Origin of the sequence: Acinetobacter sp. A2 (assembly GCF_012371325.1) — a bacterium.
In the GTDB taxonomy this organism is placed as follows: domain Bacteria; phylum Pseudomonadota; class Gammaproteobacteria; order Pseudomonadales; family Moraxellaceae; genus Acinetobacter.
Genome location: NZ_JAAZQX010000030.1, coordinates 1 through 14121 on the forward strand (window position 1 = coordinate 1; position 14121 = coordinate 14121).

Genomic DNA, 14121 nt, shown 5'->3' on the forward strand with positions numbered 1-14121 from the left:
TGTTCTTCATAATCTCTTAATGATCTTCTCGATGCTTCGTCAGCATCAAGCTAGGTCGGCCATATTACTCTCTATTTCTAGAAAGTCAACATGCAATGTTGATTTTATTTTCAAACCCATCTACTCAAAACAAACTCAATCAATCTTAAACCAATCAACCAAGCTATTGTTTTTCAATAAGTTTTTATCAACATCACCGCCGATGGATGTGCATTATAGGCCAAATATTTTGCCATGCAAGGCTTTTTGTAAAAGAAATATTTCGAGTGTTTATTTTATAAACCCAAAAACATATAACTCACTGTTTTATCTTAGAAATTTATTTTAATAAAAATCCACCCAATTTCTTTAAACAAAATTTTAAAACATAACTCAATGTTTTATATGTAATTATTCTTATAGAAAAGCAAAAAGCAGAGCCGAAACCCTGCTTTTGGTTTAAATAAAGTTCAAATTAGAACTTCATACTAATACGCGCCCAGTAGTTACGACCAATATTATTAAATTGCTGATCGGTTGGTAAACCTGTCCCTGATGCACCCATTTTGTTTAGATGCTCGGTATAAGTTTTATCCAAAACGTTATCAACACCCACAGACACATCAACACTTTTATTTAGGTTGTAACTGCCGTTTAAAGATAGTACGCCAAAGCCACTGCTCTCTTTCACATCATAACCCACGATATTTCCTTCACGCTCACTGATACGACTTTGACCATCTACTACACGTAATAATGCGCCTAAAGTATATTTATCCTGCACATAGCGCAGGTTTAAACGTCCTTCCAAAGGTGAAATTTGTGGTAACGGCGTATTGTCTGTGGTGTTTTCACCCCACGCATACATAGCGCTCACATCTGCCTGCAAAGCATCGGTAAATTGATAACCTATACCAACTTCTGTACCTGCAATCGTTGCATCCACATTTCGCGTTTCAGCTTTATTGTTTGCATTGTACTTAGTCAAGATAAAATCTTGAACCAAACCAACATAAGCCGATGCCCAAGAGCTGAATGCACCATGTTCATGCTGATAACCCAAATCAAGCTGAAGTGTTTTTTCAGTATCAATACTCTTAAAAGTATTGTCACTACCATTACCTTTAACAGGGCTAAACAATTCCCAATAATCCGGCATACGCTCTACATAACCCAAACCGACATACGTTTTGGCATCATGGTGCGGATGTTGATTTTCCAAACGGATAAAGCCACTTGGCAAAGTTTCTTTACGTTGTTGAGCTGTTTGCACTGCATCAACTTCGACCTGATCGACACGCACACCTGCAACTAATTTATTTTGATCATTAAGCTGATAACTCAATTCACCAAAACCACCATAAGATTGAAATTTCATATCTTTTAAGCGTGGCAAGGCATAATAAGCAATATTATTTTCAGTATCTGTCTTACGAATACTGTGTTCATTATTTTGGGTATCGATACCTGTAATAAACTGTAATTTATCCCACTCATGTGTCACAGCCATACGTGCATTTAATGTTTTACGCGTCACATTAGTTGCCATTTCCATCATAGGTTTGGCGCGTAAACTATAGTTATCCATCACGTGATCATTAAAGCTATAGTTCACCTGTGCTTCAATTTTCTTAATCACATCGGTAATATTTTTCTTTTCTACACGTAAACCTAAACTTTCACGGTCAAATTCAGCACCATCCATTGGACGACCTGCATAAACCACTTCAGCATCACCACGACCACCCGTCAGTTCTAGCCAAGTGTTTTCATCGGGTGTCCAACCTAAAGCGAGATCAGCATTCCAACGCTCCCAATCCGAAGGAACAGTTGTACCATTACCATCTTTATAGCTATCTGCTACAGAACGGTTGGCGTTTAAACGGATGTATTTATGCTCATCACCCGCAGCCGCTTCAACATTATGATCTAAACGGCCAAATGACCCCATCAAGACACTGGCTTGGCCACGATAGTTTTGACCTTCACCAAATCGCTCAGGCTTACGCTCAAACAATACCGTTGCTGCCGAACCTGTGTTGGCATATTGCACCGTTTGCGGGCCTTTAATGACGGTAATTTCATCAAAACTTTCTGGTGAAATATAAGAGGTTGGTGAATCCATACGACTCGGGCATGCACCTAAGTTTTCAGAACCATCGGTTAAAATTTTAATACGTGAACCAAACATGCCGCGGAAGGTCACATCGCCATTGGTACCCGCACCACTGTTGACAGCACTAAAGCCAACGATGCTTTGCAAATAGTCTGCACCATCTGTGGCTGGAATCGGCTGAATGGGTTGTTTTGGATTAGCACGAACCACCAAACCATTGGCATCATTGCCCTGTTGTGCGGTTGCAACAATAGGCGCAAGACTATGCGTATTCGCAGACAGCATATTTTGATCGGCAAACGCACTTGCTGAATAGCAGGCAACACAAACTGCAGCCGCAATGGGCTGTAATAAAAATTTAGGCTGAGCCATTTTATTTCTCACTTCAAAACATAAATACAGTTAGGGTCAAAGCAGACCCGAAAAACATTGAATTTATGCAAAGTGAGGTGGAGCACGTCCCTGCGGAAGTAAAAAGAGTTGCTGAAGTGCAAACCAAACGTGTTGAAAACGTTTTTGGAAAGCCAAAAGACGTACCTGAATGCGATCAAGCACCTCTTTAAGCTCTAATTCAGGTGGCAAGACCAAGTTGCCATAGACCGTACAATACTGACATTGATGTGAAGCATCGTGATGATGATGTTCATGCTGTACGGTCAGTTGCTGATCATCGGTCTGTGATGTAGATGAATGTGCAGTATGCGAAGAATTTGTATGCACTGCGTGGGCTTGTGGCAACAAAAGTGCTCGCGTGATGGTTTCACAGACTGGCGCAACTTGATATTGCTCAGGCAGCAAAGGCTGTAAAAATACAGCAATCTGTAAAAAAACTGCGATAAATGAAAGCAGTAAGCCACTACGCAACAACAAAAACATCTATCCTGAATTTGTGTGGCGCAAGTATAACAAAGCCCAATCGAAATTGGGCTGATTTTTATGCTTTGGTCTAAACATGGACAACTAGATTGTGGTTTGTTTTAACGCTTCACAGCAACTTTTTCTTTCTGACGCTGGCGCACTACTTTTTCCACTTTTTCACGGGCACGCTGTCTTTTGAGTGGTGATAAATAATCGACAAATAATTTACCATTTAAGTGATCCATTTCATGTTGGATACAAACAGCGAGAAGTTGATCTGCTTCTAGCTCAAAGGTTTGACCCTCAAGGTTAATCGCTTCAATTTTTACACGTGACGGACGCTCAACTTTGTCGTATATTTGAGGCACTGACAAACACCCTTCTTCATACGGTTGGGTCTCTTCAGTCAATGGGGTAACTTTGGGGTTAATGAAGACCATGGGTTGATCTTTATTTTCAGATAAATCCATGACAATCAGCTGAATATGATGATCTACCTGTGTCGCAGCTAGACCAATTCCTGGTGCGGCATACATAGTTTCAAACATATCTGCAGCAAGCTGACGAATTTCGTCGGTCACTTCTTCAACTGGTTTGGCAATGGTACGCAAACGGGGATCCGGGAAACTTAAAATAGGTAATAAGGCCATGGGACGTCCTCACTTATATGCCATTGATCAAAAAACCGAATGAAGGAATGCTTCATCAAAAAAATGTGTGTAAGATCGTTATTATAACGCAACTACATACATAATTTTAGGAATTATGATAATGAAAAAGGTTTTGACAGACACATCCTCTTTTCGTGTCTTGGGGTTTAAAAAGCAAGTTTTAGCGCTCGCTGTATGTCTCACTGTGGGACTTGGGGCAATGAGTGTGGCTGAAGCAGCACCTGCACGAAATATTAATCCGCCTGCTTTAAAAGCCAATGCACCGAATGTGTATGTGGTGAAAAAAGGCGATACTTTGTGGGATATTTCTAAAAAATTCCTGAATAATCCACTACGCTGGCCTGAAATTTGGGCAAGCAACCGCCACGTGAAAAATCCACACTGGATTTTCCCGGGTGACCGCTTGTTAATGTGTACCTATGAAGGTCGCCCAATTATTGGTAAAGATGAAGGTGATGGCTGTGAAGGCATTATCCGTCGTTACACAGGCAAGAGCACCAATTTACAGCCACAAATTCGCGTAGAATCTTTAAATAATACAATTCCTGTGATTCCACTGGAATACATCAAGCACTGGTTAGAGCGCAGCAGCATTATTGCCGCAGATGCACTGCAAGGCACGCCTTATATTTTAGGTACTTCTGATCAACGCGTGTTGGCTGCTAAAGGACAAAGCGTGTATGCACGTGGTGCAGGCCTAGAAGTTGGTCAACGTTATGCTGTCTATCGCGAAGGCGAACCATACATCCTAACCGATGCCAATGGTCAAAAATTCAATGCTGGCTTAGAACTCACTCAGGTTGCAGCAGGTATTGCAGTACGTGGTGAAAATGACATTACCACACTTGAATTGACCGACACTTACAACGCTGAAGTGCGTCGTGGTGACCGTGTCCTGCCTGTTTATGACCCAATGTTGCCAACACTGTTCTATCCGACCCATGCCGAAAATGTAACTGCAGGTGGTCAAGTGGTTCGTGTAATGGGCTCTATTGGTACGGCTGCGAAACACAGTGTAGTTGCCATTGACCGTGGTACGCTGCATGGCGTGCAATCAGGCCACGTATTCTCTGTCGCTCAAAAAGGCGAAGTTGTGACTGACCCGAAAACCAAAGAGCGTGTGCAACTTCCAGGCGAACGCATTGGTAATATCATGGTCTTCAAAAGCTTTGATCACATCAGCTATGCCTATGTATTAGACAGCGAATTGCCAATTAAAGTGGGTGCGAACTTACAAACACCCCTAATGGACGACTAAAAATAGTCTGAGATGGTGACATGTTGAATTCATTCACCCCACATCAAATTGACTACATTAAGTTGTGGTATTTGGTTCAGCATTCACTGTCGAGTTTTTATAAACTAGAACAATATTTTGGTTCCGTGGCTGCCGCAGTGCAGCCCGAACATCTTTTGGCTTGGTCAGAAGTACGTGTACATGCCAACCATCAACAGCGTGCTAAAGAATATCTTAGTCAGTCAGGGCAACATGCCTTTGAAAACGTCTTAAAACAATTACAACAGCATTGTGATTTTATCCTGACCTTGGATGATCCCAACTACCCTAACCAACTACGCCCCTATGCAAACAAAGCTCCAATTTTATTTGGGCAAGGCAATGCTCAGGCTTTACTGCAAGCTCAAATCGCAATTGTGGGCAGTCGCAAAGCCAGCCCACACGGACGGCAAGTGGCCTATGATTTTGCCTATTATTTAAGTGAGCAAGGTTTCTTTATCAATAGCGGTCTGGCACAAGGTATTGATGAAGCTGCACATCAAGGCGCTTTGGCACACCATCGTACCATTGCAGTCATGGGCACAGGTTTAGACAGCACCTACCCGAGCGCCCACCATACACTCCGCCAGCAGATTGTGGAGCGTGGCGGTGCAGTGATTACAGAATTTTTACCTCACACCAAACCTTTGCAGCAAAATTTTCCACGACGTAATCGGTTGGTGAGTGGATTGAGTTTAGGCGTTATTGTTGCTGAAGCCAGTTTAAATAGTGGTTCACTGATTACCGCCAAATGCGCAGCCGAGCAAGGTAAATTGATTTTTGCTATTCCTGGTCATATTTACAGTGAGTTTCATCAGGGTTGCCATCAATTAATTCGTGAAGGTGCAATTTTGGTGGATCATCCTGAACAGGTGCTTGAAGATTTGGCATTGCCGACTCAATGGCAATATCAACAACAAAATATTGATCAATTGAGCTCTGACTCAACCTTGCCATCTTCAAAAATGAATGCTCAAACAGGAGAAAGCAATACAACCATACCTGATACAGCCACCTCGCCACAACCTATCCATAAAATCGTGACGCAGATTCCTGAGCATTTATTGGCGTTGTATCATCAATTGGATTGGGTCGGACAAAGTATTGACCACTTGGCACAACAGCTCGACTTGGAAATTGCCGTACTCACAGCTTATTTAATGGAACTTGAGCTCATGGGCTTAGCAATGCAGCAATCAGGCCTGTATCTGCGTTGTCGTCCTCACAAATAAGGTTCACAATAGCCCTCTCCCATTTCTGTTTAGGTCAACTCGCATGATTACCACCTCTGTCACCGAAGCCGCTGCATGTCTACAACAGGGACAAGTTCTGGCCTATCCAACAGAGGCGGTCTGGGGTCTAGGTTGTGATCCTTATAATCAGCAGGCTTTTTTGGAAATTCTACGCCTCAAACAACGTCCAATTGAAAAAGGCGTCATTTTACTGGCAGGGCACCTGTCACAGGTAGAACATCTGCTTGAAGATTTAAAGCCAGATATGCAAGATCGTGTAATTGCCTCATGGAGCAATACACATCCGACTGAGCGTGCCACCACTTGGCTGTTACCCACCACAGCGGCAATTCCAAACTGGATTACAGGACAACACCCGAAAGTTGCGGTACGCGTGACCAACCATCCTTTATGTATGGCTTTATGCCATGCTTTTGATGGCTTTATTGTTTCAACCAGTGCCAACCCTGCTGGACATGAACCTGCGCGCTCCCTGCAAGAAGCAACCCAGTATTTCCAGCAACAACTGCATTATTTAAATGGTGATTTAGGCTTAAGCCAACAACCTAGCCGAATTTTAGATGCAGAGACAGGTTTGGTCATTCGCGCCTAGGCTTAGACAAATTTTAGATAAAAAAAAGCTCAACCATATAGGGATGGTTGAGCATAAAAAGGATGTGTATAAAAGCACATCCAGAGGGTACGAAAATCTTGCTGCGAATGATGTCTTGCTGAGTTTTTGCTAGAGCAGATCATTTCCAGTACGTGAATTATGGAGTAATTTAGTCGACTATACAAATAGATTATTTCTATTAATCTTACATAAATAATCAATGATAGACTTATCACTTTTTCTTAACAATTTAAATTATCTTACTATTTTTTCAATTATTTTAGAAAAATTAAAAAAACTGTCATAAATTATATGCCTAAATCCTGTATATTTTTTGAATAAAACAGTATTTTAGATACATCTTTCATGCTCAAAAAAAGAGCAAATGCACTCAATTTTTTAGTGGAATTTGCACACGAGTTTTCATTTGAGCCAAAACAATGCCCACTAAAATAATCAAACCACCAACAGTGTGATAGCTCCCCCATACTTCTGCCAGCCAAAAATAAGCAATGATTGCAGTAAATACAGGCATCAAATTCATAAAAATACTGGTACGGTTTGGCCCTAAGTGCTGTACTGCCAACATCCACACCAAAGGCGCAATAATGGATGGAAAAATCCCCGCATACAAAACACTGAAACTATTTTGACTATTGAGCGGATCTAAGCCTAGCCACACAATGAAAGGTAGATGATAAATCAGCGCAAAAATTATTTGTACATACAGGCTAAGCATTAAAGGCAGTTTTAAATTCCATTTCTTTAAAAACACCCCATAAAAAGCATAAAAGAACACGGCTAGCACCATCAGCATGTCGCCTGCATGCCCAGTCAGCTGTGCTAATTGGCCGAAATCTCCCTGTGCAATCACATACAACAAACCAAAAAATGAAATGATACAGCCCAAAATTGCAAATTTTGTTGGAATGTCCCTTAAAATAATCAAAGACACTAATACCGTAAACATAGGAATAAATGCATTGATGATGCCCATGTTGGTGGCAGTCGTATAATTGGCTGCAGTGTAGCTTAGCCCTTGATACAGCACCAAACCAAAGGCACTTAAAACAGCTAGCTGTTTTAAATGTGGACGAATTAAACTGCGTTGCTGCCAAACTTTAGGTAATATCCAAGGCGTGAGAATCAAAAATGCAATAAGCCAGCGGTAAAAGCTGATACTCACTGGTGAAATATATTCTGCGACATAACGTGTCACGGCAATATTAAGCGACCAAATTAATACCGCAATCACAGGGAGTAGAATTGCCCAAAGTGCACCTTTGGCTGGCTGTGTCATGTCTGCATCATCCTTGTTGCACGTCAGCTGCATAAGCTTGCTGCTGTTTTCTGATCATCCAATTGAATTGATTGCTTGAAGCCCAAACTAAACTTCAGGGCTATTTATGGCACTTTTCGCTCAACTTATCCACCAATATTTTTAAATGATGATAATCCTTATATTTTTTTAATTTATAGTCCTTCTTCTTTTACACACAAATACAATAAATTTTCTGGTTTTCAACTTGCTGCGCTTTATAAATCCAGTTAAAACAATAACACTTTATATCATTCGCATTTGGACACTTACATGAGCCATTCGGTCTATAACATTCCCGTTCTCACCAATTCAGGTGAAGAAACCACATTAAATCAATATGCTGGAAAAGTATTGTTGATTGTTAATGTCGCCTCTAAATGTGGCTTAACCCCACAGTATGAAGGCTTACAAAAATTGTATGCGGATCAAAAAACACAAGGTTTGGAAATTTTGGCTTTTCCATCCAATGACTTTTTGGCTCAAGAACCAGGCAGTGATGCAGAAATTCAGGAATTCTGTTCATTGAATTATCAGGTGAGTTTCCCGTTATTTGCTAAAATTCCTGTGGTGGGTGAGCACAAGCACCCATTGTATCGCACCTTAATTCAGGCCATTCCAGAACGCATAGGTGAAGGCCCATGGTGGAAAGATTTGGTCGATTATGGCTTAACCCCAAATAATCCACCGGAAATTTTATGGAACTTTGAAAAATTCCTAGTTAACAAGCAAGGTGAAGTCGTTGCACGTTTTGCGCCTGATCTAACTGCAGAAGACCCACGAATTTTGGATGCGATTGCAGCAGAACTCGCTAAATAATGCTTGGCAATGAACACTTTATACAGGGAATTTGCTTCGGCAATTCCTTGTTTTTCGTTTCAACCACACTTCTAATATTTGTTATTGCTTTGCAATAATCTGTTTTTTATTCATATTTTCGTTTTATATTGGTTTTAATGCCTTATAAATGATTAGATCAAGATGAATACACCATTTTCTAAATATGCAATACTGCTCCCCCTACTCAGCGCAGGTTTACTACTCAGTGCTTGTGAACAGGCATCTGGCCCTCAAAGCAGCTCAGTCGAAGAACAAGGGACTATAACTTCTAGCAATAGCAATCCTGATGCAACACAAGCACCCCTAAGCAGCGGCAATATGTTTTACATTGTGCGCGATGTAGCTGATCTACAACTTAAAGCTGGACAATATGTTGAACAGCTCAATCAGTCCAAATCAGAATTGCAAACAGCAATCAACGCACAAGACCCACAACAACTCCAGCTTGCTACAACTCAATTACAACAGCAACTGCATGGTTTTAATCAAACCCTCAGCAGCTTAGATTTAAAAACACAAGAAATTGATACGATTCGTCAAAACCTGTTAGCAGCCAATCAACAAGTTTTAAACTCCCCGTTTTTAAACGGTCAAATTAACCTTAGTCAGGTCGATTTTAAAAAGCTAGAACAGCAAATGGGCAATATTCAATCTGAAATGGTGAAGTTGGCGGGTATGATTTTGCAGGGTGAAGCGACTCCGAATAGCAAAACTGATGCTGCTGATGCGTCCTAAGCTTCTGAAATATCAAACACTGCAGTAATTCACTTTTATCAGCCATAAAAAAAGCCACTCTTTCGAGTGGCTTTTTCAATCTTAAACCAGCAATTAAAGTGCGCGGTTTTTGATTTTGCGGATGGTTTCCAACTGTGCAGCAGTTTCTGCCAAAGCAGCCAAAGCAGCAGCAGAGTCCAAATCGCTCTTTTGATTCGCCAACAATTGTTCAGCGTGTTTACGCGCTTCAAGAATTGCTGCTTCATCTAAGTTTTCTGCACGAACTGCAGTATCTGCAAGAATCGTAACAACATGCGGTTGAACTTCTAGAACACCACCAGATACATAGATTAATTCTTCTGTACCATTTTCCAGCAGAACGCGGATTGCACCCGGCTGAAGCAAAGTTACTAGTGGTGCGTGACCCGGCATAATACCGAGTTCACCGCCAGCACCTTTTGCAATTAGCATAGTCACAGTGCCAGAGTACAAAGACTCTTTTACACTTACAACGTCACATTGCATAGTCGCCATGAGAATCTCCTAAATTAGAGCTGCTAATTAAAGTTTCTCGGCTTTAGCAATCACTTCGTCAATACCACCAACCATATAGAACGCTTGTTCTGGGATATGATCGTATTCACCAGCTAGAAGACCTTTAAAGCCACGAATTGTATCTTTAAGCGGTACAAGTTTACCAGGCGCACCAGTAAATACTTCTGCTACGTGGAACGGTTGAGAGAAGAAACGTTGGATCTTACGTGCACGGTATACAGTAAGTTTGTCTTCTTCTGACAATTCGTCCATACCAAGAATTGCGATAATGTCTTTCAATTCTTTATAACGTTGAAGAACGTTTTGAACTGAACGAGCAATTTCGTAATGCTCAGTACCAACAACTAATGGATCTAACTGACGTGAAGTTGAGTCTAGTGGATCGATCGCAGGGTAAATACCTTGAGATGCAATGTCACGGCTCAATACTACAGTTGCGTCTAAGTGCGCAAACGTTGTAGCAGGCGATGGGTCAGTTAAGTCATCGGCAGGTACGTATACAGCTTGAATAGATGTAATCGAACCAGACTTAGTTGAAGTAATACGCTCTTGAAGAACACCCATCTCTTCTGCAAGTGTAGGCTGGTAACCTACTGCAGATGGCATACGACCTAGAAGTGCTGATACTTCAGTACCTGCTAGTGTATAACGGTAGATGTTGTCTACGAACAATAATACGTCACGACCTTTACCGTTCTCGTCTTTTTGATCACGGAAGTACTCAGCCATAGTCAAACCAGTTAACGCTACGCGTAAACGGTTACCAGGTGGCTCGTTCATCTGACCGTAAACCATGGCTACTTTGTCAAGAACGTTAGAGTCTTTCATCTCGTGATAGAAGTCGTTACCTTCACGGGTACGCTCACCAACACCAGCGAATACAGATAAACCTGAGTGCGCTTTAGCGATGTTGTTGATCAACTCCATCATGTTTACGGTTTTACCAACACCCGCACCACCGAACAGACCAACTTTACCACCTTTTGCGAACGGGCAAAGTAAGTCAATGACTTTAATACCTGTTTCTAGAAGGTCAGTAGAAGCCGCTTGTTCTGCATAAGAAGGCGCTTGACGGTGAATTGGTAAACGCTCTTCAGTTGCAACTGGACCAGCTTCGTCGATAGGGCGACCAAGAACGTCCATGATACGACCAAGAGTCGCTGTACCTACAGGTACAGAGATTGGAGCGTTAGTGTTAGTTACGTTCAAACCACGCTTAAGGCCTTCAGTAGAACCCATTGCAATAGTACGAACTACGCCATCACCAAGTTGTTGCTGAACTTCTAATGTAGTTTCAGTACCGTCAACTTGGAGAGCGTCATAGATCTTAGGAACGCTGTTGCGTTCAAACTCGACGTCGATAACCGCGCCGATGATCTGAATGATACGACCGCCACTCATTGCTGTCTCCTCAATTCAAACTAATAATGTTAAACGGCAGCGGCACCACCAACGATCTCAGAAATTTCCTGAGTAATCGCGGCTTGACGCAGCTTGTTATAAATAAGTTGTAGGCTCTTGATCAGTTCACCTGCGTTGTCTGTTGCAGCTTTCATTGCAACCATACGTGCAGACTGTTCACATGCGATGTTTTCAATCACACCTTGATAAACCATAGACTCGATGTAACGAACCAATAAACCATTTAACAGCTCTTCAGCTTCTGGTTCATAGATATAGTCCCAACCGTATTGACGGTTAAGAGTCTTGTTTTCTTCAGCAGCTGCTAAAGGAACAAGTTGTTCGATTTTCTGATCTTGAGTCATGGCATTTACAAAGCCATTCGATACGAGGTAAATGCGATCTAACTCGCCTTTATCGTACGCATCCAACATCACTTGCACAGAACCAGATAACTGTTCAAGACTTGGCGCATCACCTACGTTTGTAGTTGCACCAAGCACTTTACCGCCGTAGTTTTTAAAAAACGAAACCGCTTTTTGACCAATTAAAGCAAACTGAACTTCAATTGACTGCTCTTGTTGTTGCTGTACATGCTTTACAACTTTCTTGAACAAGTTAATGTTCAAGCCACCTGCCAAACCACGATCTGAAGACACAATGATATAACCCACGCGTTTTACAGGGCGTTCGATCATATAACGGTGTTTGTATTCAGGGTTCGCCTGTACCAAATGAGCAATTACACGGTGCATATTTTCGGCATACGGACGGCCTTGAGCCATGCGCTCTTGCGCACGACGCATCTTAGAAGCAGCAACCATTTGCATCGCGCGAGTAATCTTTTGCGTGCTCTTGATACTAGCAACTTTGGCGCGAATTTCTTTTAAATTTGCCATACGCTTAACCTAGTATTCGAAAGCCCTTTCAGGCTTCCGAAGGTTGATTCCGTGAACCAAACCCCTAACTAGCCAATGCTAAATTAGTAAGTTTGAGTCGCTTTAAAGCTTTCAATACCTGCTTTGATTGCAGCTTCGATGTCTTTGTTGAAATCACCAGTTTCATCGATTTGTTGCATTAACGCAGCATTTTCTGAGCGGAAGTAAGAAATTAACGCAGCATCAAAGTCTACGATTTTCTTCACTTCTACGTCAGCCATGTAGCCTTCGTTAGATGCATAAACTGAAACAGCTTGGTCAGCAATTGAGTATGGCGCATATTGTTTCTGCTTCATTAACTCAGTTACACGTTGACCATGTTCAAGTTGCTTACGAGTTGCTTCATCAAGGTCAGAAGCGAACTGAGCAAATGCTGCCAATTCACGGTATTGCGCCAAAGCGGTACGGATACCACCAGACAATTTTTTGATGATCTTAGTTTGAGCAGAACCACCAACACGCGATACAGAAATACCCGCGTTCACAGCAGGACGGATACCTGCGTTGAATAATGATGTTTCTAAGAAGATCTGACCATCAGTAATCGAAATTACGTTGGTTGGAACGAATGCAGATACGTCACCTGCTTGAGTTTCAATAATCGGCAATGCAGTTAAAGAACCAGTTTGACCTTTAACTTCACCGTTAGTGAATTTCTCAACGTAGTCAGCAGATACACGAGAAGCACGCTCAAGTAGACGCGAGTGTAGATAGAACACGTCACCCGGATAAGCTTCACGACCTGGTGGACGACGTAAAAGCAATGAAATTTGACGATACGCAACAGCTTGCTTAGACAAGTCATCATAAATGATAAGCGCGTCTTCACCACGGTCACGGAAGTATTCACCCATTGTACAGCCAGAGTACGGAGCAAGATACAACATTGCTGCTGGATCTGCCGCTGCTGCTGCAACAACAGTTGTATACGCCATAGCGCCAGTTTCTTCTAGCTTGCGTACTACGTTTGCGATAGTCGATTGTTTTTGACCAATTGCTACGTATACACACTTAATGCCAGAGTTTTTCTGAGCGATGATCGCATCGATCGCCATTGCTGTTTTACCAGTTTGACGGTCACCAATGATCAACTCACGTTGACCACGGCCTACAGGGATCATGGTATCAACTGATTTATAACCAGTTTGAACAGGTTGATCCACTGATTGACGCCAAATTACGCCTGGTGCTACTTTTTCTACAGCATCAGTTAATTTTGCATCAATAGGGCCTTTACCATCAATTGGGTTACCCAAAGCATCTACTACACGGCCTAAAAGTTCTGGACCAACCGGAACTTCTAATACACGACCTGTGCAACGTGCTTTTTGACCTTCTTGAAGGCTTAAGTAGTTACCTAAAACAACGACGCCCACTGAATCCTGTTCTAGGTTCAGTGCCATACCAAATAAGCCGCCGTCGAATTCGATCATTTCACCGTACATTGCATCAGCAAGGCCGTGAATGCGCACAATACCGTCGGATACCATAACAATGGTACCTTCGTTTTTAGCGGTCGCGCTGGTGTCCAGATCGCCGATACGCTGTTTAATGAGCGCACTGATCTCGGATGGATTCAGTTGTTGCATTGCGCTATACCTCAATCTTTT

At 42.1% G+C, this 14121-nt stretch carries 13 protein-coding genes; 5 read left to right on the forward strand and 8 right to left on the reverse strand.

Annotated features, from left to right (window positions below; genetic code table 11):
- Positions 1-454: 454 nt before the first annotated feature.
- The 3 genes from HHA43_RS10645 to def all read right to left on the reverse strand — a co-directional run bounded on the left by HHA43_RS10645 (position 455) and on the right by def (position 3603).
- A complete protein-coding gene (locus HHA43_RS10645; protein ID WP_168461761.1) occupies positions 455-2467 on the reverse strand; it encodes a TonB-dependent copper receptor in 2013 nt (670 codons plus the stop codon).
- 63 nt (positions 2468-2530) lie between these two features.
- Positions 2531-2965 (reverse strand): DUF2946 family protein, encoded by a 435-nt coding sequence (locus HHA43_RS10650; protein ID WP_154321168.1) that lies wholly within the window; start codon positions 2963-2965, stop codon positions 2531-2533.
- Between the two features lie 107 nt (positions 2966-3072).
- On the reverse strand, positions 3073-3603 hold the full coding sequence (def, locus tag HHA43_RS10655; RefSeq protein ID WP_154321169.1) for a peptide deformylase: 531 nt from the start codon (positions 3601-3603) through the stop codon (positions 3073-3075).
- Positions 3604-3724: 121 nt separating this feature from the next.
- On the opposite strand from def, the gene HHA43_RS10660 reads away from it, so the two are divergent.
- Genes HHA43_RS10660 through HHA43_RS10670 form a run of 3 tightly spaced genes read left to right on the forward strand, consistent with a single transcriptional unit; the run spans position 3725 to position 6745 of the window.
- Positions 3725-4882: a LysM peptidoglycan-binding domain-containing protein gene (locus HHA43_RS10660; protein WP_168419248.1), complete on the forward strand. Its 1158-nt coding sequence runs from the start codon at positions 3725-3727 to the stop codon at positions 4880-4882.
- A 20-nt stretch (positions 4883-4902) separates the two neighbouring features.
- Positions 4903-6132, forward strand: coding sequence for a DNA-processing protein DprA (dprA, locus tag HHA43_RS10665; RefSeq protein ID WP_168461762.1), 1230 nt, complete (start codon positions 4903-4905; stop codon positions 6130-6132).
- Between the two features lie 43 nt (positions 6133-6175).
- Entirely contained in the window at positions 6176-6745 is a 570-nt protein-coding gene (locus HHA43_RS10670; RefSeq protein WP_168419250.1) for an L-threonylcarbamoyladenylate synthase, read from the forward strand.
- A 391-nt stretch (positions 6746-7136) separates the two neighbouring features.
- Here HHA43_RS10670 and HHA43_RS10675 read toward each other — a convergent pair whose 3' ends face one another.
- Positions 7137-8078, reverse strand: coding sequence for a DMT family transporter (locus HHA43_RS10675; RefSeq protein WP_416240605.1), 942 nt, complete (start codon positions 8076-8078; stop codon positions 7137-7139).
- A gap of 258 nt (positions 8079-8336) precedes the next feature.
- Here HHA43_RS10675 and HHA43_RS10680 point away from each other — a divergent pair, with 258 nt between their 5' ends.
- Entirely contained in the window at positions 8337-8882 is a 546-nt protein-coding gene (locus HHA43_RS10680) for a glutathione peroxidase (protein ID WP_168526411.1), read from the forward strand.
- Positions 8883-9044: 162 nt separating this feature from the next.
- Positions 9045-9638 carry a hypothetical protein gene (locus tag HHA43_RS10685; RefSeq protein ID WP_168542590.1) on the forward strand — a complete coding sequence of 198 codons (594 nt, stop codon included), beginning with the start codon at positions 9045-9047 and terminating at the stop codon, positions 9636-9638.
- A gap of 93 nt (positions 9639-9731) precedes the next feature.
- On the opposite strand, the gene HHA43_RS10690 is transcribed toward HHA43_RS10685, so the two are convergent.
- The 4 genes from HHA43_RS10690 to atpA all read right to left on the reverse strand — a co-directional run bounded on the left by HHA43_RS10690 (position 9732) and on the right by atpA (position 14100).
- Positions 9732-10151, reverse strand: a complete 420-nt coding sequence (locus HHA43_RS10690) for a F0F1 ATP synthase subunit epsilon (protein ID WP_168419253.1) — start codon at positions 10149-10151, stop codon at positions 9732-9734.
- Between the two features lie 27 nt (positions 10152-10178).
- The gene (gene atpD / locus HHA43_RS10695) at positions 10179-11573 is read right to left on the reverse strand and encodes a F0F1 ATP synthase subunit beta (protein WP_004970134.1); all 1395 of its coding nucleotides are present in this window, start codon (positions 11571-11573) and stop codon (positions 10179-10181) included.
- 29 nt (positions 11574-11602) lie between these two features.
- Positions 11603-12472, reverse strand: a complete 870-nt coding sequence (gene atpG / locus HHA43_RS10700; protein ID WP_096902733.1) for a F0F1 ATP synthase subunit gamma — start codon at positions 12470-12472, stop codon at positions 11603-11605.
- Between the two features lie 83 nt (positions 12473-12555).
- Positions 12556-14100, reverse strand: coding sequence for a F0F1 ATP synthase subunit alpha (atpA, locus tag HHA43_RS10705; RefSeq protein WP_104852884.1), 1545 nt, complete (start codon positions 14098-14100; stop codon positions 12556-12558).
- Positions 14101-14121 lie beyond the last annotated feature (21 nt).

What these genes read in the sequence shown, in the direction of transcription:
- HHA43_RS10645 (WP_168461761.1), bottom strand. Translation starts at nt 2,467, where the DNA reads ATGGCTCAGCCTAAATTTTTATTACAGCCCATTGCGGCTGCAGTTTGT.
- def (WP_154321169.1), bottom strand. Translation starts at nt 3,603, where the DNA reads ATGGCCTTATTACCTATTTTAAGTTTCCCGGATCCCCGTTTGCGTACC.
- HHA43_RS10660 (WP_168419248.1), top strand. Translation starts at nt 3,725, where the DNA reads ATGAAAAAGGTTTTGACAGACACATCCTCTTTTCGTGTCTTGGGGTTT.
- dprA (WP_168461762.1), top strand. Translation starts at nt 4,903, where the DNA reads ATGTTGAATTCATTCACCCCACATCAAATTGACTACATTAAGTTGTGG.
- HHA43_RS10670 (WP_168419250.1), top strand. Translation starts at nt 6,176, where the DNA reads ATGATTACCACCTCTGTCACCGAAGCCGCTGCATGTCTACAACAGGGA.
- HHA43_RS10675 (WP_416240605.1), bottom strand. Translation starts at nt 8,078, where the DNA reads ATGCAGCTGACGTGCAACAAGGATGATGCAGACATGACACAGCCAGCC.
- HHA43_RS10680 (WP_168526411.1), top strand. Translation starts at nt 8,337, where the DNA reads ATGAGCCATTCGGTCTATAACATTCCCGTTCTCACCAATTCAGGTGAA.
- HHA43_RS10685 (WP_168542590.1), top strand. Translation starts at nt 9,045, where the DNA reads ATGAATACACCATTTTCTAAATATGCAATACTGCTCCCCCTACTCAGC.
- HHA43_RS10690 (WP_168419253.1), bottom strand. Translation starts at nt 10,151, where the DNA reads ATGGCGACTATGCAATGTGACGTTGTAAGTGTAAAAGAGTCTTTGTAC.
- atpD (WP_004970134.1), bottom strand. Translation starts at nt 11,573, where the DNA reads ATGAGTGGCGGTCGTATCATTCAGATCATCGGCGCGGTTATCGACGTC.
- atpG (WP_096902733.1), bottom strand. Translation starts at nt 12,472, where the DNA reads ATGGCAAATTTAAAAGAAATTCGCGCCAAAGTTGCTAGTATCAAGAGC.
- atpA (WP_104852884.1), bottom strand. Translation starts at nt 14,100, where the DNA reads ATGCAACAACTGAATCCATCCGAGATCAGTGCGCTCATTAAACAGCGT.